The organism is Christiangramia forsetii KT0803 (assembly GCF_000060345.1).
GTDB lineage: Bacteria > Bacteroidota > Bacteroidia > Flavobacteriales > Flavobacteriaceae > Christiangramia > Christiangramia forsetii.
This window is the reverse complement of sequence record NC_008571.1, coordinates 2,091,673-2,115,890: the sequence shown is the minus strand read 5'-3', so window position 1 is coordinate 2,115,890 and position 24,218 is coordinate 2,091,673. Positions and strand designations below refer to the sequence as shown.

Annotated in this window: 20 protein-coding genes; 15 read left to right on the top strand and 5 right to left on the bottom strand. The window is 33.9% G+C overall.

The window, feature by feature from the left end:
- Positions 1-50: 50 nt before the first annotated feature.
- The 6 genes from GFO_RS09395 to GFO_RS09370 all read left to right on the top strand — a co-directional run bounded on the left by GFO_RS09395 (position 51) and on the right by GFO_RS09370 (position 7,142).
- Positions 51-1,154, top strand: a complete 1,104-nt coding sequence (locus GFO_RS09395; RefSeq protein ID WP_229664739.1) for a hypothetical protein — start codon at positions 51-53, stop codon at positions 1,152-1,154.
- 215 nt (positions 1,155-1,369) lie between these two features.
- A complete protein-coding gene (locus GFO_RS09390) occupies positions 1,370-2,335 on the top strand; it encodes a polysaccharide deacetylase family protein (protein WP_011709867.1) in 966 nt (321 codons plus the stop codon).
- Positions 2,336-2,385: 50 nt separating this feature from the next.
- Positions 2,386-4,287: an asparagine synthase (glutamine-hydrolyzing) gene (gene asnB / locus GFO_RS09385; RefSeq protein WP_011709866.1), complete on the top strand. Its 1,902-nt coding sequence runs from the start codon at positions 2,386-2,388 to the stop codon at positions 4,285-4,287.
- Positions 4,288-4,624: 337 nt separating this feature from the next.
- On the top strand, positions 4,625-4,900 hold the full coding sequence (locus GFO_RS09380; RefSeq protein ID WP_011708813.1) for a transposase: 276 nt from the start codon (positions 4,625-4,627) through the stop codon (positions 4,898-4,900).
- A complete protein-coding gene (locus GFO_RS09375) occupies positions 4,897-5,754 on the top strand; it encodes an IS3 family transposase (protein WP_262489192.1) in 858 nt (285 codons plus the stop codon). Before GFO_RS09380 ends, GFO_RS09375 begins: the two co-directional genes overlap by 4 nt.
- A 416-nt stretch (positions 5,755-6,170) precedes the next feature.
- Positions 6,171-7,142 carry a hypothetical protein gene (locus GFO_RS09370; protein ID WP_148264610.1) on the top strand — a complete coding sequence of 324 codons (972 nt, stop codon included), beginning with the start codon at positions 6,171-6,173 and terminating at the stop codon, positions 7,140-7,142.
- 546 nt (positions 7,143-7,688) lie between these two features.
- On the opposite strand, the gene GFO_RS09365 is transcribed toward GFO_RS09370, so the two are convergent.
- The 4 genes from GFO_RS09365 to GFO_RS09350 all read right to left on the bottom strand — a co-directional run bounded on the left by GFO_RS09365 (position 7,689) and on the right by GFO_RS09350 (position 9,702).
- Positions 7,689-7,988, bottom strand: a complete 300-nt coding sequence (locus GFO_RS09365; protein WP_011709863.1) for a HigA family addiction module antitoxin — start codon at positions 7,986-7,988, stop codon at positions 7,689-7,691.
- A 17-nt stretch (positions 7,989-8,005) separates the two neighbouring features.
- Positions 8,006-8,287 carry a type II toxin-antitoxin system RelE/ParE family toxin gene (locus tag GFO_RS09360; RefSeq protein ID WP_011709862.1) on the bottom strand — a complete coding sequence of 94 codons (282 nt, stop codon included), beginning with the start codon at positions 8,285-8,287 and terminating at the stop codon, positions 8,006-8,008.
- 285 nt (positions 8,288-8,572) lie between these two features.
- On the bottom strand, positions 8,573-9,430 hold the full coding sequence (locus GFO_RS09355; RefSeq protein WP_262489192.1) for an IS3 family transposase: 858 nt from the start codon (positions 9,428-9,430) through the stop codon (positions 8,573-8,575).
- Positions 9,427-9,702 carry a transposase gene (locus GFO_RS09350; protein ID WP_011708813.1) on the bottom strand — a complete coding sequence of 92 codons (276 nt, stop codon included), beginning with the start codon at positions 9,700-9,702 and terminating at the stop codon, positions 9,427-9,429. Before GFO_RS09350 ends, GFO_RS09355 begins: the two co-directional genes overlap by 4 nt.
- Before the next feature lie 167 nt (positions 9,703-9,869).
- On the opposite strand from GFO_RS09350, the gene GFO_RS09345 reads away from it, so the two are divergent.
- The 7 genes from GFO_RS09345 to GFO_RS09315 are packed head-to-tail and all read left to right on the top strand — an operon-like array spanning position 9,870 to position 18,616.
- Positions 9,870-11,036 (top strand): glycosyltransferase family 4 protein, encoded by a 1,167-nt coding sequence (locus GFO_RS09345; RefSeq protein WP_011709861.1) that lies wholly within the window; start codon positions 9,870-9,872, stop codon positions 11,034-11,036.
- 45 nt (positions 11,037-11,081) lie between these two features.
- Positions 11,082-11,687 (top strand): sugar transferase, encoded by a 606-nt coding sequence (locus tag GFO_RS09340; protein WP_011709860.1) that lies wholly within the window; start codon positions 11,082-11,084, stop codon positions 11,685-11,687.
- Complete coding sequence (locus tag GFO_RS09335; RefSeq protein ID WP_011709859.1) at positions 11,687-12,301, top strand: acetyltransferase; 615 nt, start codon at positions 11,687-11,689, stop codon at positions 12,299-12,301. The genes GFO_RS09340 and GFO_RS09335 overlap by 1 nt, the downstream gene beginning before the upstream one ends.
- Positions 12,294-13,448, top strand: coding sequence for a DegT/DnrJ/EryC1/StrS family aminotransferase (locus GFO_RS09330; RefSeq protein ID WP_011709858.1), 1,155 nt, complete (start codon positions 12,294-12,296; stop codon positions 13,446-13,448). The genes GFO_RS09335 and GFO_RS09330 overlap by 8 nt, the downstream gene beginning before the upstream one ends.
- 12 nt (positions 13,449-13,460) lie before the next feature.
- A complete protein-coding gene (locus GFO_RS09325) occupies positions 13,461-15,431 on the top strand; it encodes a polysaccharide biosynthesis protein (protein ID WP_011709857.1) in 1,971 nt (656 codons plus the stop codon).
- Positions 15,432-15,436: 5 nt separating this feature from the next.
- Complete coding sequence (locus tag GFO_RS09320) at positions 15,437-16,210, top strand: polysaccharide biosynthesis/export family protein (protein ID WP_011709856.1); 774 nt, start codon at positions 15,437-15,439, stop codon at positions 16,208-16,210.
- A gap of 3 nt (positions 16,211-16,213) precedes the next feature.
- Complete coding sequence (locus tag GFO_RS09315) at positions 16,214-18,616, top strand: GumC family protein (RefSeq protein ID WP_011709855.1); 2,403 nt, start codon at positions 16,214-16,216, stop codon at positions 18,614-18,616.
- Here GFO_RS09315 and GFO_RS09310 read toward each other — a convergent pair.
- Complete coding sequence (locus GFO_RS09310) at positions 18,609-19,364, bottom strand: tyrosine-protein phosphatase (RefSeq protein ID WP_011709854.1); 756 nt, start codon at positions 19,362-19,364, stop codon at positions 18,609-18,611. The two genes, GFO_RS09315 and GFO_RS09310, sit on opposite strands and share 8 nt — an antisense overlap.
- Positions 19,365-19,420: 56 nt before the next feature.
- Between GFO_RS09310 and GFO_RS09305 the strand changes: the two genes are divergently transcribed.
- Entirely contained in the window at positions 19,421-20,785 is a 1,365-nt protein-coding gene (locus GFO_RS09305; RefSeq protein ID WP_011709853.1) for a capsule assembly Wzi family protein, read from the top strand.
- Between the two features lie 57 nt (positions 20,786-20,842).
- Positions 20,843-24,202, top strand: coding sequence for a PAS domain S-box protein (locus GFO_RS09300; protein WP_011709852.1), 3,360 nt, complete (start codon positions 20,843-20,845; stop codon positions 24,200-24,202).
- Positions 24,203-24,218: the final 16 nt, after the last annotated feature.

Sequence of the window (24,218 nt, the reverse complement as noted above, 5' to 3'; positions counted from 1 at the left end):
TAATTTTCAATGTTTACCAGAAAAAACATAAGTTCTTAGATAAGAGGAAAATGAATCTCCTTTATCTATATCATTTAATTTTCTTTGGTGTTTATTTATGGTATGCTTACAATAACCCTTCAGATTCAAAGGGCTATTACAATAACATTAATATTCACACTGGATCTTGGTTTGAATTATTTGGAACTGACACTGATTTTATAGATTTTTTAGCTTATCCGCTTAGAACAATAGGTTTTAGTTATGAAATGCTAATGCTCGCATTTGCCTGGTTGGGGTACCTAGGTTTTTTTTATGCTTATTTATTTTTTAGAGAAAAGATTCCTGTTAAAATAAAAGTTTTTAAGTCTATTGACTTGCTTACTCTTATTCTTTTTTTACCAAATATGCATTTTTGGACTGCTTCATTAGGGAAGGGATCCACTATATTCTTTGGATTAATGTTGTTTACATATGGAATCGTAAAGCCAGGTTCAAGAATATTGCTGTTAATTTTAAGTTCTTTTATAATTTATCATATTAGACCACATGTATTCATGTTCGTGGCTGTGGGAGCGGTAGCAGGATATATGAGTGGTAAAGAGAAAATTCCTTTTTGGCAGAAGACATTGGTGTTTGTATCTTTAATTGGAACATTAATTTTGGTACAAGACCAAATATTAGCAGTTATGGGTTTGCAAGGCTCTGAGAATTTAATCGAAGATTTTCAAACTCAATCTGAAGAACGCTCAGAAGATCTTAGTGATGCCGGTTCCGGTGTAGATATGTCCTCCTATCCTTTACCCCTCAAATTATTTACTTTTTGGTTTAGGCCTCTTTTTATTGATGCTCCCAATGTTCTTGGTTTGATAGTTTCAGCAGAGAATCTTATTTATCTTTTACTATTTTTTAAAATTCTAAAAAAGGACTTTATTAAATTTATCAAGAAATCTCCTGCGGTGGTAAAGATGAGTTTGGTAATTTTCTTTACAACCTCCCTGGCCATGACCTTTGTAATGTCTAATCTAGGTATTATAATGAGACAGAAGTCAATGGTAATGTATTATATTTTCTTTGTCATCTACTATTATTTGGCTCAGAAGAAATATGACAGAATACTCAAGATACGACGGCGTAAAGCGAAAAGAAAGGAAAATGTGATATCGCCAGTTTGAGATTTCACCTTATTCAGTGAATATTTGTTGATTTGCTAACTAGCTAAAATTTTAAAAGATACCAGGTTTTTTTAATATATAAATAAATGGTTTGTATATCTGCTCCTATATTTTTGGGTTAAGGTTTTATTTGTTGAAAAGTAGTTAAATAACTAACTATAGACGTTTCTATATATGGCGGTATATAATAATGGTGTTTAAAATTTAATGATAATATGAATAATGGAGCTTTGGTAATTTCCCTAGATTTTGAGTTGTTGTGGGGTGTTTTCGATAAGGTTAATTGGATAGAGAAAAAAGAATACTTTCTGAATACTCGAAAGCTTATACCTGAAATTCTTGAACTTTTTAAAGAATACAATATAGCTTGTACCTGGGCTACAGTAGGAATGCTTTTTAATTATGACTGGGATGATTGGAATTCCAATATACCTAAAATATTACCAGATTACGACAATTCGGCCCTATCATGTTATAGTTATGGACGAAAAATTCAATCTAAAGATAATCTAGCTTTTTGCTTTGCCCCCAATCTTATTACACAAATAAAAGATACACCGAAACAAGAAATAGCTACGCATACCTATTCCCATTATTACTGCCTTGAAAAAGGCCAGTCTATTAAAAGTTTTGAAGCTGACTTACAACAATCAATTAAAATGGCTAAAATATTTGGAGTAGATTTGAAATCCTTAGTTTTTCCACGAAATCAATTCAACGAAGAGTATATAATAATTTGTAAAAAATTCGGAATTCAAAATGTACGCTCTAATCCTACTGACTGGTATTGGAGGAATACAGAAAGTAACTCTTTATTAGATAAAATTTTTAGAACTGGTGATGCTTATATAGGTCTTAATAATAAGTCTTATAAATTTTCTGAAAAATCTGTAGCGGGTGATCTTCCTCTTTCTCAAAAAGCTTCTAGATTATTAAGGCCATATTCAAGCAATAAGAAACTCAACAATTTAAAATTGTATAGGATTAAGGAAGAAATGACTAAAGCTGCCCTGGCTAATGAAATTTATCACTTGTGGTGGCATCCACATAATTTTGGGAATCATCCGAAAGAAAGTTTGAATAATTTAGAGCAGCTTCTAATCCATTTCGATATTTTAAGAAAAAAATATGGCTATTTATCTCTCAATATGGTAGAAACGGGAAAGCTTATTGCGGATTGAAAAGATTTTCAGCTTTATACTTATATATTTGCAGGCTTTAATATTGATGTATGTGCGGAATTAACGGTTTTATTACTAAAGGAAAAATTAGTTCGGAAGATTTAAGAGAGCATCTTGAAGGAATGAATAATAAAATTATTCATCGCGGACCAGATCAGGATGGGTTTTTCATTGAATCGAATCAGAATTTTTCAGTTGCAATGGCAATGCGAAGGCTTTCTATTATTGATTTAGGAACTGGAACTCAACCAATATTTAATAAAACCGGAGAAATTCTTATTTTCTTTAATGGCGAAATTTATAATTATCTGGAGCTAAAAAATACTCTGCAACAAAAAAATCACATCTTTAAGACCACTTCAGATACGGAAGTGATCTTAAAAGCTTATGAAGAATGGGGGACGGAAAGTTTTGGGATGTTAGATGGAATGTTTGCTTTTAGCATTTACGATAAAACTAAAAACAAAGTTTTTATTGCAAGAGATTATTTTGGCGAAAAACCACTATACTATTCTAAAACTGGCAATCAAATAATTTGGGGTTCAGAACTAAAATCTATAGTGCAAAAAATTGATTGGAAGCCTCAGATTTCAAAGGAAGGTTTGAATCTATATTTTAGGTTAACCTATATTCCTGCACCATACTCCATTTATGAAAAAATCTATAAGCTCGAGGCTAATCATTATATCGAACTTACACTTGATACTTTTCAGCAGGAAATATTTCCTATTCAAAATAAACAGAGCATAAGCGTCGATAAAGGTATTTCATTCAAAGAAGCTAAATCAAAAACACACGATTTGGTGTTTGATAGTGTTAAAAGCAGATCTATAGCAGATGTACCTCTGGGAACCTTTCTTTCTGGAGGAGTTGATTCTTCAGTAGTTTCTTTGGCCTTATCTCAACAAGTACAGGGTAAAATTGATACTTTCTCCGTAGGTTTTGAAAAAAAATCATTTGATGAAACCGATAAATCGCGCACAGTTGCAAATCTTATTAATAGTAATCATCATGAATTTATTATATCTGCAAGTGATTTAAAGGAAAATTTAGATGAGATATTGCTCAATTTTGATGAGCCTTTTGCAGATTCCTCTTCGTTGCCCACTTATCTTGTAGCAAACAAAACCAGACAGCATGTAAAAGTAGCTCTGACGGGAGACGGAGGGGACGAGATTTTTGGCGGATATAATAAATATTATATCGGAAAAATGAATGAGCAATACTCAGCTATAATTTCAAAAAGCTTACATGATAATCTTAAAAAGATTGCAAATAAAATTTTAAGCACCAAAGATGATAGGCGGGGAAACCGATTTAAAGCGAGAAAACTCATTAATGCGGTTAATTATGAGGGAGATTTTTATTACAATATTATCTCTCTTGCTTTTCAAAATGAAGATTTGTCTCAATTGCTGAAAGCAAAATGGTTAAAATCTGAAATTTTTAATCCTTATAAAACTAAGACGCATGATAAAGCAAGTAGCTTAACAGACTTTAGAAGAATTGATAAAATTTTAAGTCTTGAGGGTGATATGCTTGTAAAAGTGGATCGAACGAGTATGCTAACCTCTCTGGAGTCAAGAGCACCATTTTTAAATAAAAAACTATGGGATTTTACAAGTCAGCTGCCGGAAAGTTATTTAATGAAAGGTTGGGATAAAAAATTTATTCTGAAAGAAGCATTTAAAGATTATTTCCCCAAACAATTTTTGAATAAATCAAAAAAGGGATTTGGTGTGCCCGTGGGAGATTGGCTAAGGGGATATTTGAAATCTGAACTAGAGTCATATGCGGAAGAAGATTTTTTGGAGAGACAGAATTTATTTCATAAAGAATTTATACAGAAGCTCGTAGGTTATCACCTATCAGGAAAACAAGACAATACCTTCAAAGTATGGGCATTTTTCTGTTTTCAAAAATGGTATAAAGAGACGTATCTAAATTTTTAAACCTGAGATAAATGATTATATAGATTCCGAATAGTAACATACAGCTAGACTATGAAAGTCTCACGAATTCTAGACAGAGAATATTATGATGCGTATACTTGCGGTTAAACTTATGCACATTGATTTAGAAAAAGGATTCAGTCACTCCTCCTGAAACTTAAAAACCCATATTTTTTCATTTTTCAGAAAAACCGTATTTTTTTATATTAAAAAGCCTATATAAGTTTCTGTTTGCTTTGTGATCTATTAGCGTCTCATAATTACTTGTTAATTTGATCATCCCCCTAAAATTAGGACAGTAAGTTAAGTTCAAAAATAACTTTAATTTTACTGTATTATGACACGAAGAAAATTCACCTCAAAGTTCAAAACGAAAGTAGTCCTTGAATCGCTAAAAGAGCGTCAAACGACTCAGGAACTCGCACAAAAATTTGAAATCACTCCGCAACAAATCAGTACCTGGAAACGAGAATTTTTAAAAGATGCTGATGCGGTCTTTTCTAAAGGAAGTAAGTCTAAGAAATCAGAAGAAGAGGAAAAGAAAGACCAACTCCTTAAAGTAATTGGGGAGCTAAAAGTGGAAAATGATTTTTTAAAAAACGCCTTGCGATAAAACCTTTAAAGGAGCGTAGAACAATGATAAGCAAGGATCATTCAAAACTCAGCCTACAGCGACAATGCAGGCTATTGCAAATCCACCGCAGCGGAATTTATTATAAACCCCGCGGAGAAAGCACGCTCAATTTAGAACTGATGCGCCTGATGGATGAACATTATACCGATCATCCCTTTAAAGGTGCCAGGCGGATGCATACCTGGCTTACGATGGATAAAGGATATACGATCAATAAAAAACGTATTGAGCGTTTATATTCCAGAGTGATGGGGCTTCAGGCCATTATGCCTGGGAAGCATACCTCCAGACGCAATAAAGAACATAAGGTATATCCTTACTTGTTGCGGAACTTGAAGGTAGATCGTCCCAATCAAGTTTGGGCAATCGATATTACTTACATACCGATGCGGAAAGGTTTTATGTACCTGGTAGCGATCATCGACCTGCATAGCCGCTATGTACTCAACTGGTCGGTATCCAATTCCATGGATGCCCAGTGGTGTAAAGAAACTTTAGAAGAAGCCATTGACGTACATGGCAAGCCTGAGATACTCAATACTGATCAGGGAAGTCAGTTCACCTCGGAGGTTTTTACTCATAGTGTACTCTCTAAGAACATTAAACTCAGTATGGATGGCAAAGGAAGGGCTATAGATAATGTGTTTATAGAACGCCTCTGGAGAAGTGTGAAATATGAAAGCATCTATCTCAATCCGCCAGAATCTGGAGTAGATCTTTACAAACAACTAGAAAACTATTTTGATTTTTATAACCATCGAAGAAGACATCAGGGAATAGAAAATGAAATACCCCTTAACCGATATTTAGAACAAGAAAGAAAAGCTGCCTAATAAATGAAAAATAGAACTTAATTTAGCAGCTAAGCTGTCCTAATAAATGGGGGTACTTCAATCTGACTTGTTTCTAAATTTTTGTATCTTAACAATCCTAAAATACCCATGAATGGGTATTTTTTATTTCTAAATTTAATTCTATCTTTATATTGTAATTAATTATGGATAAGTTTGATCCAATTATTAATTTCTGCTCATAAATCTATAACTATTTTATTTTAACCAGTTTTATTCTGGTCAGGGCATTTGTTATACTTAGCTATTTCTTATACCATTTTGCGGTTTAAAGATTCAAGTAAATCAAATACCAGGCTATTTATATGTTATGTCTAATACATATTTAATGGCTGAAATTCAGTCTCTGGTTAGCCGAAAACAGGGGAGAGTAGGCATTCATGTTAATAGATTTTATTATGAAAAAATTTAATTTTTACACCAAAATTTTTATGCTCATCAGTATTATATTTATTTTGAGTTGTACTCAGGATGAAATTAGGGATGATAGTGTAACAGATGAGTTGGAAGGAATTTATCTTAAAAACCCGCAATTACCCGAAGATCCAAATATATTAGTTGAAATTCTTCCACATTTTGATAAGAATGGATCAATCGATGGGTATTACTATTACGACCAGCCATTCCAGATATTCTCTTTAGAAAAAATAGAAGCTATAGACAGTGATTTGAATAAAATTTCAGCAACCATTACCAGCCTCGTAGGAGATAGAGATAATTTTGGTTATGGTGGAACAGCGGGACCTCCATGTAAATATTATAATCTGAGTACTCCAGAGGATAACGTGGGTAATTTTGACCGATTAATACGGGGATCTGTAGATTTGGAGAAGACTTGGGTACATGATTTTAGAGCAGACCCTCTCTTCTGTTCTGCTTTTGTAGCCGAGGAAGTTACAATTGGAATTAGAGAATATTTTAATGATGATGTTCAAACTATAACTATAGAAATTGATGGAGAAGAGATGAATTTTGTTCAAAATGGAATTTCCAGATGCCAGTATCCAATTATTCAAACTTTTAAATTTGTAGGTGAATCCGCTTCATTTGCAAATGATGGCTTAATTAATATTTCTGTGAAAGAAAATGGAGAAGAAGTGGCTTTAGATTATTCCTTGGTTACTGTGAAAGGTCACTGCGATAATATTGTGATCACAGGTTGCGATACAGGAGTACCGAATCAAACTCTTCTGGATGGGACAAAGATGGAAGATGCTATTTTAGCTCTTGAAGTTGGGGTAGAGAACCACGGCGATTTTGTAAAAGCTGTTACCGAACTTATAAACCAGTGGAAAAAAGATAATTTGATATCGGGTGAAGAAAAAGAACTCATCATGGACTGTGCAGGAGATTCCAGTATAGGGAAATAAATAACATAAAATTTTCAAAACCTTCTATTCCTAGTTTTAAGAATAGAAGGTTTTTCAATTAAAGCTTTGCTGGGATTTAAATAAAACTTCAAGGGAGTATTGGCCTAATTCACATCCTGGATAATAAATTTTTCCTCAACGTAAGTAATCTAAAGGTTGTCATTCTGAAAGATAATTCCCGTAATCCGGCCTATTGACACTAAATTATAACAGACATTAAATGTTTTTATAGAAATGACATTTATTATTAAGTGATGCTTACATTTTAATAAGTTCGATTTTCTTGAAGAATCTATTCTAGTTAGGTGTATTATAATATTTCTAGGTCTTGTTTTAGGATTTTTAATGTTTAAAATGTAATCCACTATAATGATTCTAGCGCTTACCCAGAAAAATGCTCCAAAAAAATTTGTTTCACGATTCAACGGTTTCGGTTATCGCCAGTTGGCGGAGTAGGGGAAGCGGATTTGTCGGCTTAGTATTAGTTTGTTGGTCAAGTTAATTATTTTCTTTCTAACGCTACCGTCTATTGGCGATTAACCGTTGTTAGGCTGCGTTATTTTCTAACGGTTTTATGTTATTGAATTCTTTCTCCTTTAAAGATTTTTCTTCTTCTAAATCGTAATCATCTTGTAAACCCAACCAGAATTTAGCAGTTGTTCCAAAATATTTTGAAAGTCGGAGCGCTGTATCTGCAGTTATTCTTCTTTTCTTTTTAATGATTTCACTTATTCTTGTTTGGGGAATAAATGTTTCTTTGGAAAGTCGGTATGCTGTAATTTCCATTGGATCTAAAAACTCTTCTTTTAAGATTTCTCCAGGATGTATGTTTTCAAGTTTTTTCATTTTTCTATTTTTTAAGTTTAATGGTAATCAACAATTTGAACCTCAAAAGCATTGTCATTTTCCCATTTAAACATTATTCTCCATTGTTTATTAATTCTAATGCTATTAAAACCTTCTAAATTTCCACGCAGCTTTTCCAAATGATTAGCTGGAGGAATTCTTAAGTCATTTATATTTTGAGCATTATTAACCATTCTTAATTTTCGTCTAGCTACGTTCTGAATATTAGCAGGAAGCTTTCTTGATTGTGTTCCATTCCAAATTTTGTCAGCTTCTTTGTCTGCAAATGATTTTATCACAAATAAACTTGTTTTGCGTTACTAACGTCAAAGATAAGTAAAAAATTAAAAATTAGAAGTTCTCAGCACGATAAAATTATGCTGCCTAACTACTTTTGGTTGCTTTATTCTGGAATATCAATTGTATAAGAAACTAATATTAATTATTTCATAACTTTTAATTTTTTTAGCCTATGAAAATTCTACTGAAATAAAACTAAGATTAGAAAAATTAAGTTCGTCCTCTGAAGTACCCCCATTTATTAGGACAGCTTAGCTGCTAAATTAAGTTCTATTTTTCATTTATTAGGCAGCTTTTCTTTCTTGTTCTAAATATCGGTTAAGGGGTATTTCATTTTCTATTCCCTGATGTCTTCTTCGATGGTTATAAAAATCAAAATAGTTTTCTAGTTGTTTGTAAAGATCTACTCCAGATTCTGGCGGATTGAGATAGATGCTTTCATATTTCACACTTCTCCAGAGGCGTTCTATAAACACATTATCTATAGCCCTTCCTTTGCCATCCATACTGAGTTTAATGTTCTTAGAGAGTACACTATGAGTAAAAACCTCCGAGGTGAACTGACTTCCCTGATCAGTATTGAGTATCTCAGGCTTGCCATGTACGTCAATGGCTTCTTCTAAAGTTTCTTTACACCACTGGGCATCCATGGAATTGGATACCGACCAGTTGAGTACATAGCGGCTATGCAGGTCGATGATCGCTACCAGGTACATAAAACCTTTCCGCATCGGTATGTAAGTAATATCGATTGCCCAAACTTGATTGGGACGATCTACCTTCAAGTTCCGCAACAAGTAAGGATATACCTTATGTTCTTTATTGCGTCTGGAGGTATGCTTCCCAGGCATAATGGCCTGAAGCCCCATCACTCTGGAATATAAACGCTCAATACGTTTTTTATTGATCGTATATCCTTTATCCATCGTAAGCCAGGTATGCATCCGCCTGGCACCTTTAAAGGGATGATCGGTATAATGTTCATCCATCAGGCGCATCAGTTCTAAATTGAGCGTGCTTTCTCCGCGGGGTTTATAATAAATTCCGCTGCGGTGGATTTGCAATAGCCTGCATTGTCGCTGTAGGCTGAGTTTTGAATGATCCTTGCTTATCATTGTTCTACGCTCCTTTAAAGGTTTTATCGCAAGGCGTTTTTTAAAAAATCATTTTCCACTTTTAGCTCCCCAATTACTTTAAGGAGTTGGTCTTTCTTTTCCTCTTCTTCTGATTTCTTAGACTTACTTCCTTTAGAAAAGACCGCATCAGCATCTTTTAAAAATTCTCGTTTCCAGGTACTGATTTGTTGCGGAGTGATTTCAAATTTTTGTGCGAGTTCCTGAGTCGTTTGACGCTCTTTTAGCGATTCAAGGACTACTTTCGTTTTGAACTTTGAGGTGAATTTTCTTCGTGTCATAATACAGTAAAATTAAAGTTATTTTTGAACTTAACTTACTGTCCTAATTTTAGGGGGATGATCACTCCTCACCAAGAACGCTAAATGCATAAGCTTAATTGTAAGTAGGGAGTAGGTAGGTATAATCAATTAAAAAGCTCTAATTTTGTGGACAAAATCGATTTATACTGGTGCAAAAATTAGTTAGAATTACTACGATTCCCCTTTCTCTGGAGAAACTACTTGAAGGACAATTAACGTTTATGAACCAGCATTATGAAGTTATTGCCGTTTCCGCTGATAGAAGGAGGTTAGAAAAATATGGCGTAAATAATAAAGTTCGAACGTTTTGGGTTGAAATGACCAGAGCTATTACTCCATTACAGGATATCCAGTCATTATGGCGTTTATATAGGTTTTTTAAGAAAGAAAAACCACTTATTGTGCATACACATACTCCAAAAGCCGGTATCTTGGGAATGTTAGCTGGTACATTAGCCAGGGTGCCCATTAGACTGCATACCGTTGCTGGCTTACCTTTAATGGAAACTACCGGAATTAAACGACAAGTATTGGACCACGTAGAAACACTAACTTATAAATTCGCTACACGGGTTTATCCTAATTCGTTTGAGTTAGAGAAGATTATCTTAAAGTTAGGCTATGCAAAAAAAAATAAGTTAAAAGTTCTGGGCAGGGGCAGTTCAAACGGAATTGATTCTACTTATTTTGATCCTGCAGATTTTAGTTCCTCCTCTAAAATAAAATTAAGAAAAGAACTTGATATTCTTGAATTGGATTTTATTTTCATCTTCGTTGGTAGGCTGGTAAAAGAAAAAGGAATTAATGAATTGATAAATTGCTTTGTAAGGTTGCATAAAATTAAACCAGAGATATCATTGCTTCTGGTAGGTCCTTTTGAACAGGACCTGGATCCAGTAGATAACAAGGTTTATGATTTAATGCATTCACACCCGAAAATTTTCCTTACAGGTTATAAGCAGGATGTAAGGCCTTATTTTGCAATTGCAGATGTTCTTGCTTTTCCCAGTTATCGTGAAGGATTTCCAAATGTAGTAATGCAGGCAAATGCGATGGGCCTTCCGGCTATTGTCACAAATATTAATGGCTGTAATGAAATTATTACTGAAGGAGAGAATGGTTTAATTATTCCAGTAAAAGAAGAAAATAAACTATATGCGGCGATGTTGAAGATGCTTAGCGATTCATCGTTGAGGGAAATGTTAGCTCAGAAAGCACGAAAGTTAATACAGATGGATTTTGAACGTGTGCAATTTTGGCAAATATTGTTAAAAGAATATAAAGAATTAGAAGACCTTAATAAACATGACTAAATTCGCCGCCGCAGGATAAAATTTAGTTCATTTCATCAGCAATTAATGTATAATAAAATTATTAAACCACTATTAGATTTTCTGGTTGCATTGTTAGGTTTGGTTATACTTAGTCCTTTATTAATCCTAATAACACTCCTACTTGCGATAGCTAACAGGGGCAAACCTTTCTTTTTTCAGAATAGGCCTGGGAAGTTAGGCGAAAATTTCAGAATTGTAAAGTTTAAAACAATGACCGATGCTAGGGATAAAGAAGGAAACTTATTACCGGATGCTTCAAGGTTGACTGCGATTGGAAAATTTGTGCGAAAAACGTCTATTGATGAAATACCGCAATTATTTAATGTTTTAAATGGAGATATGAGTATAATAGGTCCCAGACCCTTATTGCCAGAATATTTGGAAATTTATACAGAATCGCAAAGCAAGAGACATAATGTAAGGCCAGGAATTACGGGTTGGGCTCAGGTAAACGGGCGGAATGCAATTAGCTGGACTCAAAAGTTCAGTTACGATATCTGGTATGTTGAAAATATTTGTTTCAGTTTAGATTTAAAGATATTATTTCGAACAATTAGAAAAGTGCTAATTTCAGAAGGGATTAATACTGAGAATATGGCAACAACAGAACCTTTTAACGGAAAAAATTAATGGTTATATACGGTGCAAGCGGTCATGCTAAAGTAATTATTGATATTGTAAGATCTAACAATGAAAAAACGATTGATTTCATTTTTGATGATAATCATTCTATAAAGGAATTATTGGGTATTAAAGTTAGGCATAACTGGACTAATGAAATGCGGAAACGTCCATCGGTGATCGCTATCGGAAATAATATTATAAGAAGGAATATTACGGAAAAGTTTGAGAATGCCTTCTGTGAGGCTTTAGTTCATAAATCTGCAGTACTTTCCACGAATATCTTCATTGGAGATGGATCGGTTATTATGCCTAATGCGGTAATTAATTCATCTGCAAAAATAGGCGTTCATTGTATTCTAAATACAGGATCTATAGTAGAACATGATGTGGTTATTAATGATTTTGTTCATATTTCACCGGGTGTTACTGTTACGGGAAACGTTCAGATAGGCGAAGGCACTCAAATAGGAGCCGGGGCCACAATAATTCCTGGTATAAAAATTGGAAAGTGGGCCACTATAGGAGCCGGTGCAGTAATTATTAATGATGTTCCTGATTTCTCTGTGGTGGTGGGCAATCCCGGAAAAACCATAAAATTTAATAAGTTAGAAAATGAATAAAGATAAAATATGGCTTTCCTCCCCACATATGGGAGGTAATGAGCTTAATTATATCAACGAGGCATTCGCTGAAAACTGGATAGCTCCTTTAGGGCCTAATGTCACAGGATTTGAGAATGATATTAAGGATTACTTAATATCTGGAACCTCTGGTGAAGTTGAGGTGGCTGCATTAAGCTCGGGAACTGCAGCCTTACATCTGGCTTTAATTTTACTGGGTGTAGAAAGAGGGGATGAAGTGCTATGTCAAAGTATGACCTTCGCAGCCTCCGCAAATCCAATTACCTATTTAGGCGCTACCCCCGTTTTTATAGATAGCGAAGCTGATACTCTTAATCTATGTCCAGAGCAATTAGAAATTGCCATTAAAGACCGGATGTCTCAAGGGAAAAAGCTTAAAGCTATTATTGCCGTTCATTTATACGGCATGCCCTATAAAATAGATGAAGTTAGGATCATTGCAGATAAATATGGGATACCGGTAGTTGAGGATAGTGCAGAATCTCTCGGTAGTACCTACAAAGGGATAAATTGTGGAACCTTTGGAGATTTTTCAATTCTTTCTTTCAACGGAAACAAGATAATCACCACCTCTGGAGGAGGAGCTCTGATCACTAAAAATATAGATAGTAAGAAAAAAGCGATTTTTTTAGCCACTCAGGCCCGGGATGAGGCTCCACATTATCAACATAGTGAAATAGGTTATAATTATCGATTGAGTAATATTTCCGCAGGAATTGGCCGTGGTCAAATGGAAGTTCTGGACAAAAGAGTTAAGGGCAGGAGGGATATGTTTCAATTTTATGTAAATTTATTCCGTGATATTGCTGGGGTTAGAGTCTTTGAGGAACCCACTGAAGATTATTTTAGTAATCACTGGCTTACGATTATTAAGGTAGATGAGAATGAAACCGGTGGAGTAAGTAGGGAAGATTTAAGAAATTGTATGGATCTTGAAAATATTGAATGCCGCCCGCTTTGGAAACCGATGCATATGCAACCGGTTTTTAAGGACAAACCTTATTACGGCACGGGAATTGCCGAAGAAATGTTCAAAAATGGCTTATGTTTGCCAAGCGGTTCCAATCTTTTAAATAAAGACAGGGAGAGAATAGCGCAGACAATTTTAAATTGTTTGAAAAAATAGAATTTTTAAATTATGGGTAGAATAAATAGAGCCCTTAAAAATATTCTTACTGGTCCAGACAACGCTTTAGATATCAGAAATCTGAAATATCTTCCCCGTTGGGCTGTATTTTTAATTGATATAGGTCTGGTGTCTATATCAACTCTTATCACCATCTTCATACTTTTAGATTTATCTCCTTTTCAGTATACGTTATTGAGTTTTTTTGAAAAGGCTATAATTATAATAGCTACAAATATTGTTTTCTTCTATCTATTTAAAACCTATGCTGGTATAATAAGATATTCTTCTAATATTGATGCGTTAAAATTATTATTGGCTACATGTAGTGCTTTTTTAAGTTTATTGATAATTAATTATTTATCTTATTTTATAGTTGGGGAAAAGATATTTTTAATTGGAGGCTTACTAATTAATCTTTGGATTTCATTTTCCCTTCTTTTTTTATTTAGACTTGGGGTAAAGCAGGTTTATGAATATTTTAAAATTGTCCAAAAGAATGAATCTTTGATCAAAGCTGTAATTCTTGGAGTTGATGAAAATGCGATATCTATTGCAGGTGCTTTAGAAACTGAACATCCAAAAAGGTTCAAAATCGTAGGTTTTCTTACTCAGGATTCCCATAAACGTTTAAGAATATTAGGTAAGCCTGTATTGAGGCATACCCAAAAAATTCATAAAGAGGTTAGTTCGATGGGAGCAGACGCAATAATTTTCTCAGAAAACATTTTTACCCCCGAGGAGAAATTCAAGCTGGTAGAAGAATGTTTAGAACACGATATAGCTGTTTACAACGCACCCTTGGTTTCCTCCTGGGATGATAACCAGCCAATAGCCAATAAAGTCAAAACTCTTCAGATTGAAGATCTTCTGGATAGAGAGCCAATTCAACTAGAGGTTCAGAATAAAATTGATCAGTTAACTGGAAAAACTATTTTAGTTACCGGAGCTGCGGGTTCTATTGGAAGTGAAATTGTAAGACAGGTCGCAGAATATAATCCTAAAAAACTTATCATTCTTGATCAGGCGGAGACGCCTTTACATAATTTGCAATTGCAAATAGAGGCTAAATTTACCGACTTAAATTTTAAAGTGATTGTTTGCGATGTAGGAAATCAAAAACGCTTGGAATTAATGTTTCAGAATCAGTCTATAGATGTGGTGTATCATGCTGCTGCGTATAAGCATGTTCCGTTGATGGAAAGTAATCCGCATGAGGCAATATTTGTAAATATACATGGTACCAAAAACCTGGCCGATTTGGCGGTGAAATATCAGGTGGGCCATTTTGTGATGGTTTCAACTGATAAAGCTGTAAATCCAAGTAATGTTATGGGAGCCTCAAAAAGAGCTGCAGAAATGTATGTTCAATCACTTTACCATGATCAAATAAGATTAGACCAAAGCAATACTAAATTTATAACTACACGCTTTGGAAATGTTTTAGGTTCCAATGGTTCTGTGGTGCCACTGTTTAAAAAGCAAATAGAAGCCGGAGGGCCAGTAACAATAACCCATCCAGATATCATTCGGTATTTTATGACGATTCCTGAAGCCTGCCAATTAGTGCTGGAAGCTGGAGCTATGGGGAAGGGAGGAGAAATATTTGTTTTTGATATGGGGGAACCTGTAAAGATTATGGATTTGGCTATAAAAATGATTAAACTTGCCGGGTATCAGCCTAACAAGAATATAAAGGTTAGAATTACCGGTTTAAGACCTGGTGAAAAGTTATATGAAGAATTACTGAATGATGAATGTAAAACTTTACCAACGCATCATAAAAAAATTATGATAGGTCAGGATGTGGTACGTGATTATGAAATGATCAATGAGAAAATATTGAAAATCATAAAATCTGCAACTAAATTGAAAAACGATAAAGTTGTGGCAAAGTTAAAAGATTTAATACCGGAATTTAAGAGTAATAATTCTTTATATGAAAAGCTGGATAAACTTCCAGAATTAAAAAAAAATGATTAAAATTTATGAAAAAATTATTTGGGTTATTTGTTCTGGCGCTTTTTTTTACAAGTTGTGCTACAAAGGATGAAATAGTTTATTTCTATGAAGGTAAAGAATCTCTTGAAGGGCAAAAAAATCTCCTTAATTATGAGCCTAAAATTGAGAAAAATGATGTTCTACGGATCAATGTATCTTCATCTTCTATAAATGAAGAAATTGTTGAACCTTTTCAAATGAAAACTGGGGGCCAACAATCAGGTGGCGGGGGTGGTCAAAATTCATCGTTAACAGGTTATTTGGTAAGTCCTGATGGAATGATAAATTTTCCTGTCTTGGGAGAAATAAAAGTAGAAGGATTGACCAGAACAGAAATTCAAAAAAAATTGGAAAGAGAAATTGAAGTTTATGTCAAGGATCCAATTGTTGACGTACGAATAATGAATTTCAGAGTTACAGTATTAGGAGAGGTCGGAAGTCCTGGAAGGGTAGAGATACAAGATGGTCGAATTTCTATGCCCGAATTAATTGCGATGTCTGGGGATATCACCTATGATGGTAGGAGAGAGAATATAACAATCATAAGGGAGGAAAATGGAATAAAAAAAATTGGCCATTTGGATATGACAAAAACTAACTTATTTCAAAGTCCTTACTTTTATCTAAAGCAAAACGATATTGTGTATGTTGAACCTTCTTATAGGAGAGTGAAATCGGCAGGATTTTTCTCGAGTTATCAAGGTATAATTTCAATAGGTACAACCCTAATAAGTCTTTACTTGCTTGTAAATAGTCTCTAATTTATGGAAGAAATAAATGAATTCTCAGAAGAGCAAAATGAATCCAATTTTGATCTCAAAGCAGAGGTGTATAAGTATCTCGCCTATTGGCGTTGGATTCTGTTTGGTTTTTTGATAGGCGGACTAATCGCGTATTTATACAATAGGTATACCATATCTAAATTTCAAACAACTGCAACTATGATTGTAGTAAACGAAAAAGAGAATAATGCAATGAGTGCACTTCCATCGGGAGGTGGAACTATTTTAGCTTTGGATAATGATGGTTTACAGAGCCAAATTGAAAAATTGAAATCAAAGCAATTAGTATCTAGTGTAGTAGAGGAACTGGATCTAAATGTAGAATATCATATCGAAGGAAATATCATTACTGTTGAAGCTTATAAATCTAGTCCTATCTTAGTTGAATTTATTTCTAAAGATTCGTTAGTAGACATCTCCTCCATAAATATGTTTATAACCCCTACTTCAGATACAACCTATTTGCTTGAAAATGAAGATTTAAATTATTCTGCCGAACATAAAATAGGAGAAGTTGTAAAATTAATAGGATTGAAGTTTGTGATTCTTCCTAGATCAGGTAAAGAGGAAGGATCCTTTAAAAGAACAAGCACAGTAAATATTAGAACTTCTCCGGTTAAAGAAGTAACAAATAATCTTATTTCTAGTTTAATTATTGAACCTAAAGGTAAAGCGAAAGATATTTTAGAATTAAATATTGTTAATGAATCCAGTAAAAAGTCGGAAGATTTTTTAAATAAACTAATGCAACGTTTTAATGAAGAAGGTGTGCAGGACAAGCAGGAAGTTGCTGAGAATACTACAGCTTTTATACAGGAAAGACTTGAAATGATTACTACTGAATTGGATTCGGTAGAAGGTGGTATAGCTGATTTCAAAAGGGACAACCGAATTATGAGTGTTGAGTCCGGTGCCGCAGAATTTCAATCTAAATTTTCAGCAGCGGAAGAACAAATATTTGCCCTTGAAACTCAACTTCAATTATTAAGTTCGATTGAAAATCTGTTGGAACAACAAAATAAATATGATTTTTTGCCAGAAGTTGGAATAAATGAAGGAGGTATAACGGGACTAATAAACTCTTACAATACCCTTGTAATGGAGAGGAATTTGTATCTGAAAGGAGGTACGGAAAAAAACCCTATTGTCGAAACCTTAACAGAGCAGTTAGATTCTTTGAGGAATAATCTTTTTGAGAATATTTCTAGTACTCGACAAACACTAAATGTAAGGTTAAAAGAACTTGGACAGAGGGAGAATGTTGCGGTAGGACGATTTAGTAATTTTCCTGGACTTGAGAAGGGTATGAGAAGTATTGAGCGACAACAGCAAATTAAAGAACAGCTGTACCTTTTTTTGTTACAGCGACGTGAAGAAGCTGCAATATCTTATGCGGCTACAGCATCTGTGGCAAGAGTTGTTGATTCCGCATTTACTTTAGACCGCCCTGTAGATCCAGCACCTTGGTTAATTTTGATATCTGGATTTATTATAGGTTTGATTATTCCTGTCCTTATTATTTTAATTAAAAACTTACTAGATACAAAAGTTCATCATAAAGGAGATTTACAAGCTCTAATAAAAGCTGTGCCATTTATAGGTGAGGTGCCAAGGATTTCAGCCGATCAGAATGACGTAATTCACTTAAATGATCGATCACCACTAGCAGAATCTTTCAGGATTTTACGTACTAATCTAGCTTATTTAATTCAAAATAAGGATCAAGAGAAAGGAGACGTTATTTTTGTAACTTCAACGGTTAAAGGAGAAGGGAAAACTTTTATTTCCTATAATCTTTCGAGAACGCTAGCAAGTACGGGTAAGTCTGTTTTACTTATTGGAGCTGATATTAGAAACCCAAAACTTCATAGATACACTGAGGCTACGCCAGGAGCTAAAGAGAAAGGCTTATCTGATTATTTGTATGATTATGAAGTGACCGCTGCTGATGTAACCTCAGCTACTAATGAGAATGGAATTGATGTAGAGGTAATATTATCTGGACCAATACCGCCAAATCCTGCGGAATTATTGATGAATGATCGGATGGAGGAATTGGTAAGACAATCGAGAGAAAAATATGATTATGTAATTGTTGACACTGCTCCGGCTATGATTGTTACCGATACTCTTTTAATTAGCCAACTTGCAGATTATACATTATATGTAACCAGGGCTGATTTTACTGAAAAAAATCTTTTGGAATTTCCAAAGGATTTGAAGAAGCAGGGAAAACTTAAAGGCTTAGCTGTAATTTTAAATGATGTCGATTATTCCAAATTTTCATACGGTGCGCAATATGGCTATTCTTATGGATATGGATATGGTTACGGATTAGATAATGAAAGTAAATGGGAGCGCATGAAAAAAAGATTTTTCAATTAGCGAATAATCTTTGACCGTTATTAATAATCCTATTCAGAGATTTAATATGCTTTTTGGAGATTTTGATTGTTTTAATATTTTCAATATGGCTTAGTTTATGAGCATCACTGCTTATATAGTCAATCAAGTCATTTTCAATTAATCTTAGTGCTATTTTATGAATTCCTTTTCCGTAATGGTTTGATAAGGAAAGCATATTCAATTGAAAATTACAACCTCTGGACTTTATGTTTTTATATTTCTCTAAGTCTCTTGAATGCCAATAGGTATATCTTTCAGGATGAGCTAAGATTGGAGAAAATAAGTTGTTTTGTAAATTGAATAGTATTTGGTTAATGTTAATAGGAGGTTGAAAATAAGACATTTCGACTAATACTTTATTGTCTTTTATTGGTAATAAATTTTGATTTTCAATAATTTCTGTGAAATTTTGATCCATCATGTATTCTGCAGAATAATCTAAATGAGTTGATGTTGATAGATTTGATTTTAGTTTTTTGAATGCGTCCTCTATTGTTTCGATCGTGTTAGGATAATAGTCATTCATTACATGTGGTGTAGCAACAAATTTATTGATACCTATGTTTTCAAATTCCTTAATTAGCGAGATAGATTCTTCAACCGTCTTTGCACCGTCATCGATACCGGGCAATATATGATTGTGAAAATCAGTGATACCTCCTAATAAATCTACTAAATACGTGTTTTTTCCAAATATTGATACCATCATTACTATTTTACTTTCCAAAATTACATAATTTTAATTCTTATTAGTAATATTTGCAGTATTCCTAGATTTAACCCATGAGAATTTACTTTCTGATTATTATTATTTCTGTTCTAAGTTTATCCAGCTGTCTTGGGCAGGTTATATATGATCTCAATTTTGAAGGTCAAGCACAACTATTTTCTGAGGAAAAATCTCCTTTCTGGATGCATACAAATTCACGCGGTCGCGTAGATGAGAAAACCCATTTTACCGGTTTATTATCCTATAAAGCAACTATAGATCTTGAAGAGGAGAGACAGGCAGAATTTGGTTTAGGTGGTTTTTTTCGGGATGGTTACGATGATGGTTTCAAATTAGATGAAGCCTATTTCTCTTATTTAACTGCTAAGATAGGTATTGTAGTTGGAAAAAAGCAGCGAAACGATTTATTCAATAACCTTAGTGCATCCAATGAGAGTATCTTATGGAGTTTAAATGCATCTCCATTGCCAGGAATTCGTTTTTTTACTAGAGATCCTTTATTTATTAAAGGAGATTATGGACTAGGAATTATGGTTAGTCTGGAAGAATATATTATGAATGATGATCGCTTTATAGATAATACTCGTTTACATCATAAAAGTGGGCATATTGTTTATAGAAGTAAGAAAGGTTTTCAAATTTCATTGGGTGGTCAACATTTTGTTCAATGGGCCGGTTATTCTGAGGAATTTGGTGAATTACCGAACTCTTTTGATGCCTATAGAAGAATTTTTTTAGGCATGGCAAGTGAAAATGAAGTTGCTGGAGGAGAGGAGGTTAATGCTCTCGGTAATCAAATTGGTAGTTATGAACTTAAAATAAAAACAAAAATTAATGACGTTGATTTCCAGTTTTTATACAATCATATATTCGAAGATAACTCCGGTTTGAAAGGCGGGAATTTTCCCGATGGCCGATATGCTGTCTATTTTGAGGATAATCGTGATACCTTTTGGGGAAGCTCCTGGTTAAAAGCCTTTATGTACGAATTTTATTATACTAAAAATCAAAGTAGAGATCGTAAAAGTTCAGAGGTGGATGGCGCCGATAATTATTTTAACAATAACCTATATCAGTCTGGGTGGACCTATAGGAATCAGATATTGGGTGTACCCTTTATTTTATTAAATGAGGATACCAGGTTTAGAATAGGAACGAACATACTCACAGTTCATCATTTGGGTATAAAAGGGAAGGTTCTGGAAGAGTTTCCATATAGATTATTGTTGAGTTACCGAAAGAATTATGGTTTGAAAGATTCATTCATAAAACCTACAAAAGAAGTGTTTTCGACATTAATTGAACTGGAATTAATTAATTCCGATTACATTCTAAAAGCCCAGTTTGGTGCAGATATAAAATCTTATGATAGTTCAAGTTTTGGAGTAGGAATAAATTTCTCAAAGAAGATTTTTTAGTTCTCAACTAATTAATTTTTTGTACTTTCCACACACCTAAATCTATCATTCCAAAATTTGAACAAAGAAACTTCCAAAAATATTCGGGGGGCGCTGATCACTGTTTGTTATAAGGAAATTATAGTTTCCTATAATCGTGCTGCTGATCGTCTTTTCAGAAGTTTATATAATTATCAACTAGTTTCAGGAGGAAATTTCTCTTCTTGTTTTCCGGATGGTTTTGAAAATCTTCTTAAGGATAAAATAGCGTCCTGTAGAAAAGGTGAATTTCAATCATTTTCTATAAAAGAAAGCAATAAGGCACTAAATTGTTATTTATCTCCAGTATTGAATGCACAGGGTGAGAATGTACAGGCTTCATTGTCTATTGAAGAAAATGTATCAGATGCTTTTTTTAATCAAACCTTGAATTCTAACGAACTGGAGAAAGAATTAGATTATAGTAAGCAGATATATTCAAATCTATTCTACAATAACCCTGACGCTGTTTTCTCGTTCGATCTGGAAGGTAATTTCATAAATGCTAATAAAGCTTCAGCTAAGCTCGCTGAAACATCTATTAGCAGATTACTCGAAATGCATTTCCTGCCTTTAATTATCGAGGAAGATCACGCAATGGTTTTAAGTAAGTTTTCTAAGGCTCTTAAAGGTAAAAATCAGAATTATCAGGCCGGGTTTATAAGTTTAAAGGGCACGAAAAGAATACTTGAGATAAATAACTTTCCAATTATTTATAACGACAAGATCATTGGTGTTTACGGAATTGCTAAAGACATCTCAGATCAAAAATTAGCAGACAAAAAGGTTATTGAGGAGCGTCAAATGCTTCGTGCTATAATTGATAATATTCCCGATTATATTTTTGTCAAAGATAAGGAGCATAAGTCTATTTTGGCTAATAAAAAGTTTTATACCCAGGTGCTCGGGCATTCAATAGATCAAAGCAGTGAAGGTTATAATCCTATGGATTATTTTGATTTTGAAAAAGGAATCGAAATTATTGAAGATAATGATAGGGTAATGAATACCGGAAAACCGGTAATTAATCGCCAGGATCTGGTTACAAATTGTGATGGGAAGCAGGAAATGGTATTGCTTACCAAAGTACCTCTAAAGAATGAGGATCAGGAAACTATTGGTTTGGTAGGTATTGCTAGAGATATTACCCAGACATATCTTCATAACAAAAAGCAAGAGCTAATCTTCAAGATTATAAAGGCATTTGGAGATAAGCCAACTTTTAATGAAGCGATGATCAAAAGCTTAAAGGTATTTTGCAGAGATCTTGGCTTTGATTATGCTGAAGCTTATAAGGTTAGCATTAATAATCAGAAATTAGTAAGAACTGCCTTTTGGCCTTTAGACAGAGATCTTTCAGAAAAAGAAAATCCTGGAAATTCATATGTATTGGGAGAAGGCTTACCAGGAATGGTTTGGGAATCAGGTCAATTGCAAATTCTACGTCTAAAAGAGCAAACAGGATTGCTTAAGAATATGATTCTGGATGAGAATACCTCTATTAAAACCGCGGTTGGTATTCCCATTTTTTTCCAGGACAGATTGATCTCCATTTATTGCTTTGGATCCGTTAAGGATACTAAAAAAATTGAAGTGGAAGCTCTTGGCGATATTACATTACAAATTGCTTCTGCAATAGAGCGAAAAAGAAGTGAGGATCAATTAAATGATTTTTTCCAGTACTCACCAAACCTAATTGCCATTGTAGGGATGGACGGTTTTATAAAAAGAATAAATCCCACATTTGGAGAGAAATTTGGCTTTTCAGAATGTGAAATGTTAACCAAACCAGTTACAGAATTTATCCATCCTGATGATCTTGATAAAACCTCCAAGGCGATAGAAAATATTTCTAGTGATGGTTCAGATTTTGAATTAAGATGCCTAAAGAAAGATGGAGGTTATCTTTGGATTTCGTGGCGTTTCTCACGTTATTTTACTGAGGATAATGTGGTTTTTATGTATGGTACAGATATTACGCCACTTAAGAAAGTCCATGAAGAATTATCAGAAAATATTTTAGAGCGTAAAAAAGTTCAGAAAGAACTTGAAAATTCTGAACAGAAATATCGAAGTTTATTTGATGCAAGTCCTCTTCCAATGTGGGTTTTAGATAGAGACCAACTGAAATTTTTGAAAGTGAACAATACGGCTATAGACCTTTACGGATATACCGCGGAAGAATTTTCTAAAATGACTGTGAGAGATCTATGGGCGCCAAAACAAGAAGAAAGGATAGACACTATCGTTTCTAAAAATACTGATAGTTTTTTTCAGGTTAAGGTGGAGCATATCAAAAAAAATGGAGAAAGGATATTTGTAAATGTCAATAGTAATCCAATGATTTTTGCTGGCGTGAAAGCCCGAGTATCCCTTGTGAAAGATGTAACTGCCAGAATAAAAGCTGAAGAGCAATTATTTCATAGTGAAAAACGATTTAAAGCTCTAGTGCAGGATGGATCAGATTTAATCGCGATTGTAGATTCTAATTATGATTATATATATAATAGTCCGGCTTCCAAAGCTGTATTCGGATTGACGCCCCAAGAAATGGAAGGAACCAGTTTCCTGAATTATATTAATGAAGAGGACTTAGAGAATGTTTCTTCCGCTATGGCCAAACTGAAAGAAAAAAAGCGAATTCAGTTACCCTCCTATAGAGTGAGAAATTCAAAGAATACATGGAGTTGGATAGAAACAATTATTACTAATCTTAGTAATGACCCGGCAATTAAAGGAATTGTAATGAATTCCAGGGATATTACAGAATTTGTAGAACAGGAAAGGAAACTTTTAGACAGCCTGAAACGCTATGACATTGTTGCCAAGGCTACCAGTGACCTAATAACCGATTATGATATTCAGAAAGATGAAATGAAAGTTAGTGAAGCAGCAGCTGGGATGTTTGGATATTCTAAAGGTAAGAATGGAGTGTATTCTGGAGAATGGTGGGACAATAAAATACATCCTGATGATTATGAGAATGTGAAATTCCTGGCGAATAAAATGCAGGAGGAAGGAATGAAAAATTTAACTGTCGAATATCGATTTAAATGCGCAGATGGCTCCTATAAACATATTTTAGATCGTAGTTATCTTATATTAGATGATAAAGACAAGCCTAAGCGTATTATCGGATCTATGCAGGATATTACTGAAAGAAAACATCACCTTATTGCTATAGAAAATCATAACAAAAGATTGAAAGAAATTGCCTGGACGCAATCTCATGTTGTGCGCGCACCTCTGGCTAAGGTTATGGGATTAGTCGATTTATTGAAAAATTATAAGAATGATCTTGATAACGTTAATGAGATATTGGATAATATTTTAACTTCTGCTCATGAACTTGATACTATTATCAGGGAAATAGCTGTTAAAACCGAAAAAGAATTATAGCCCCAACCCCAAAATA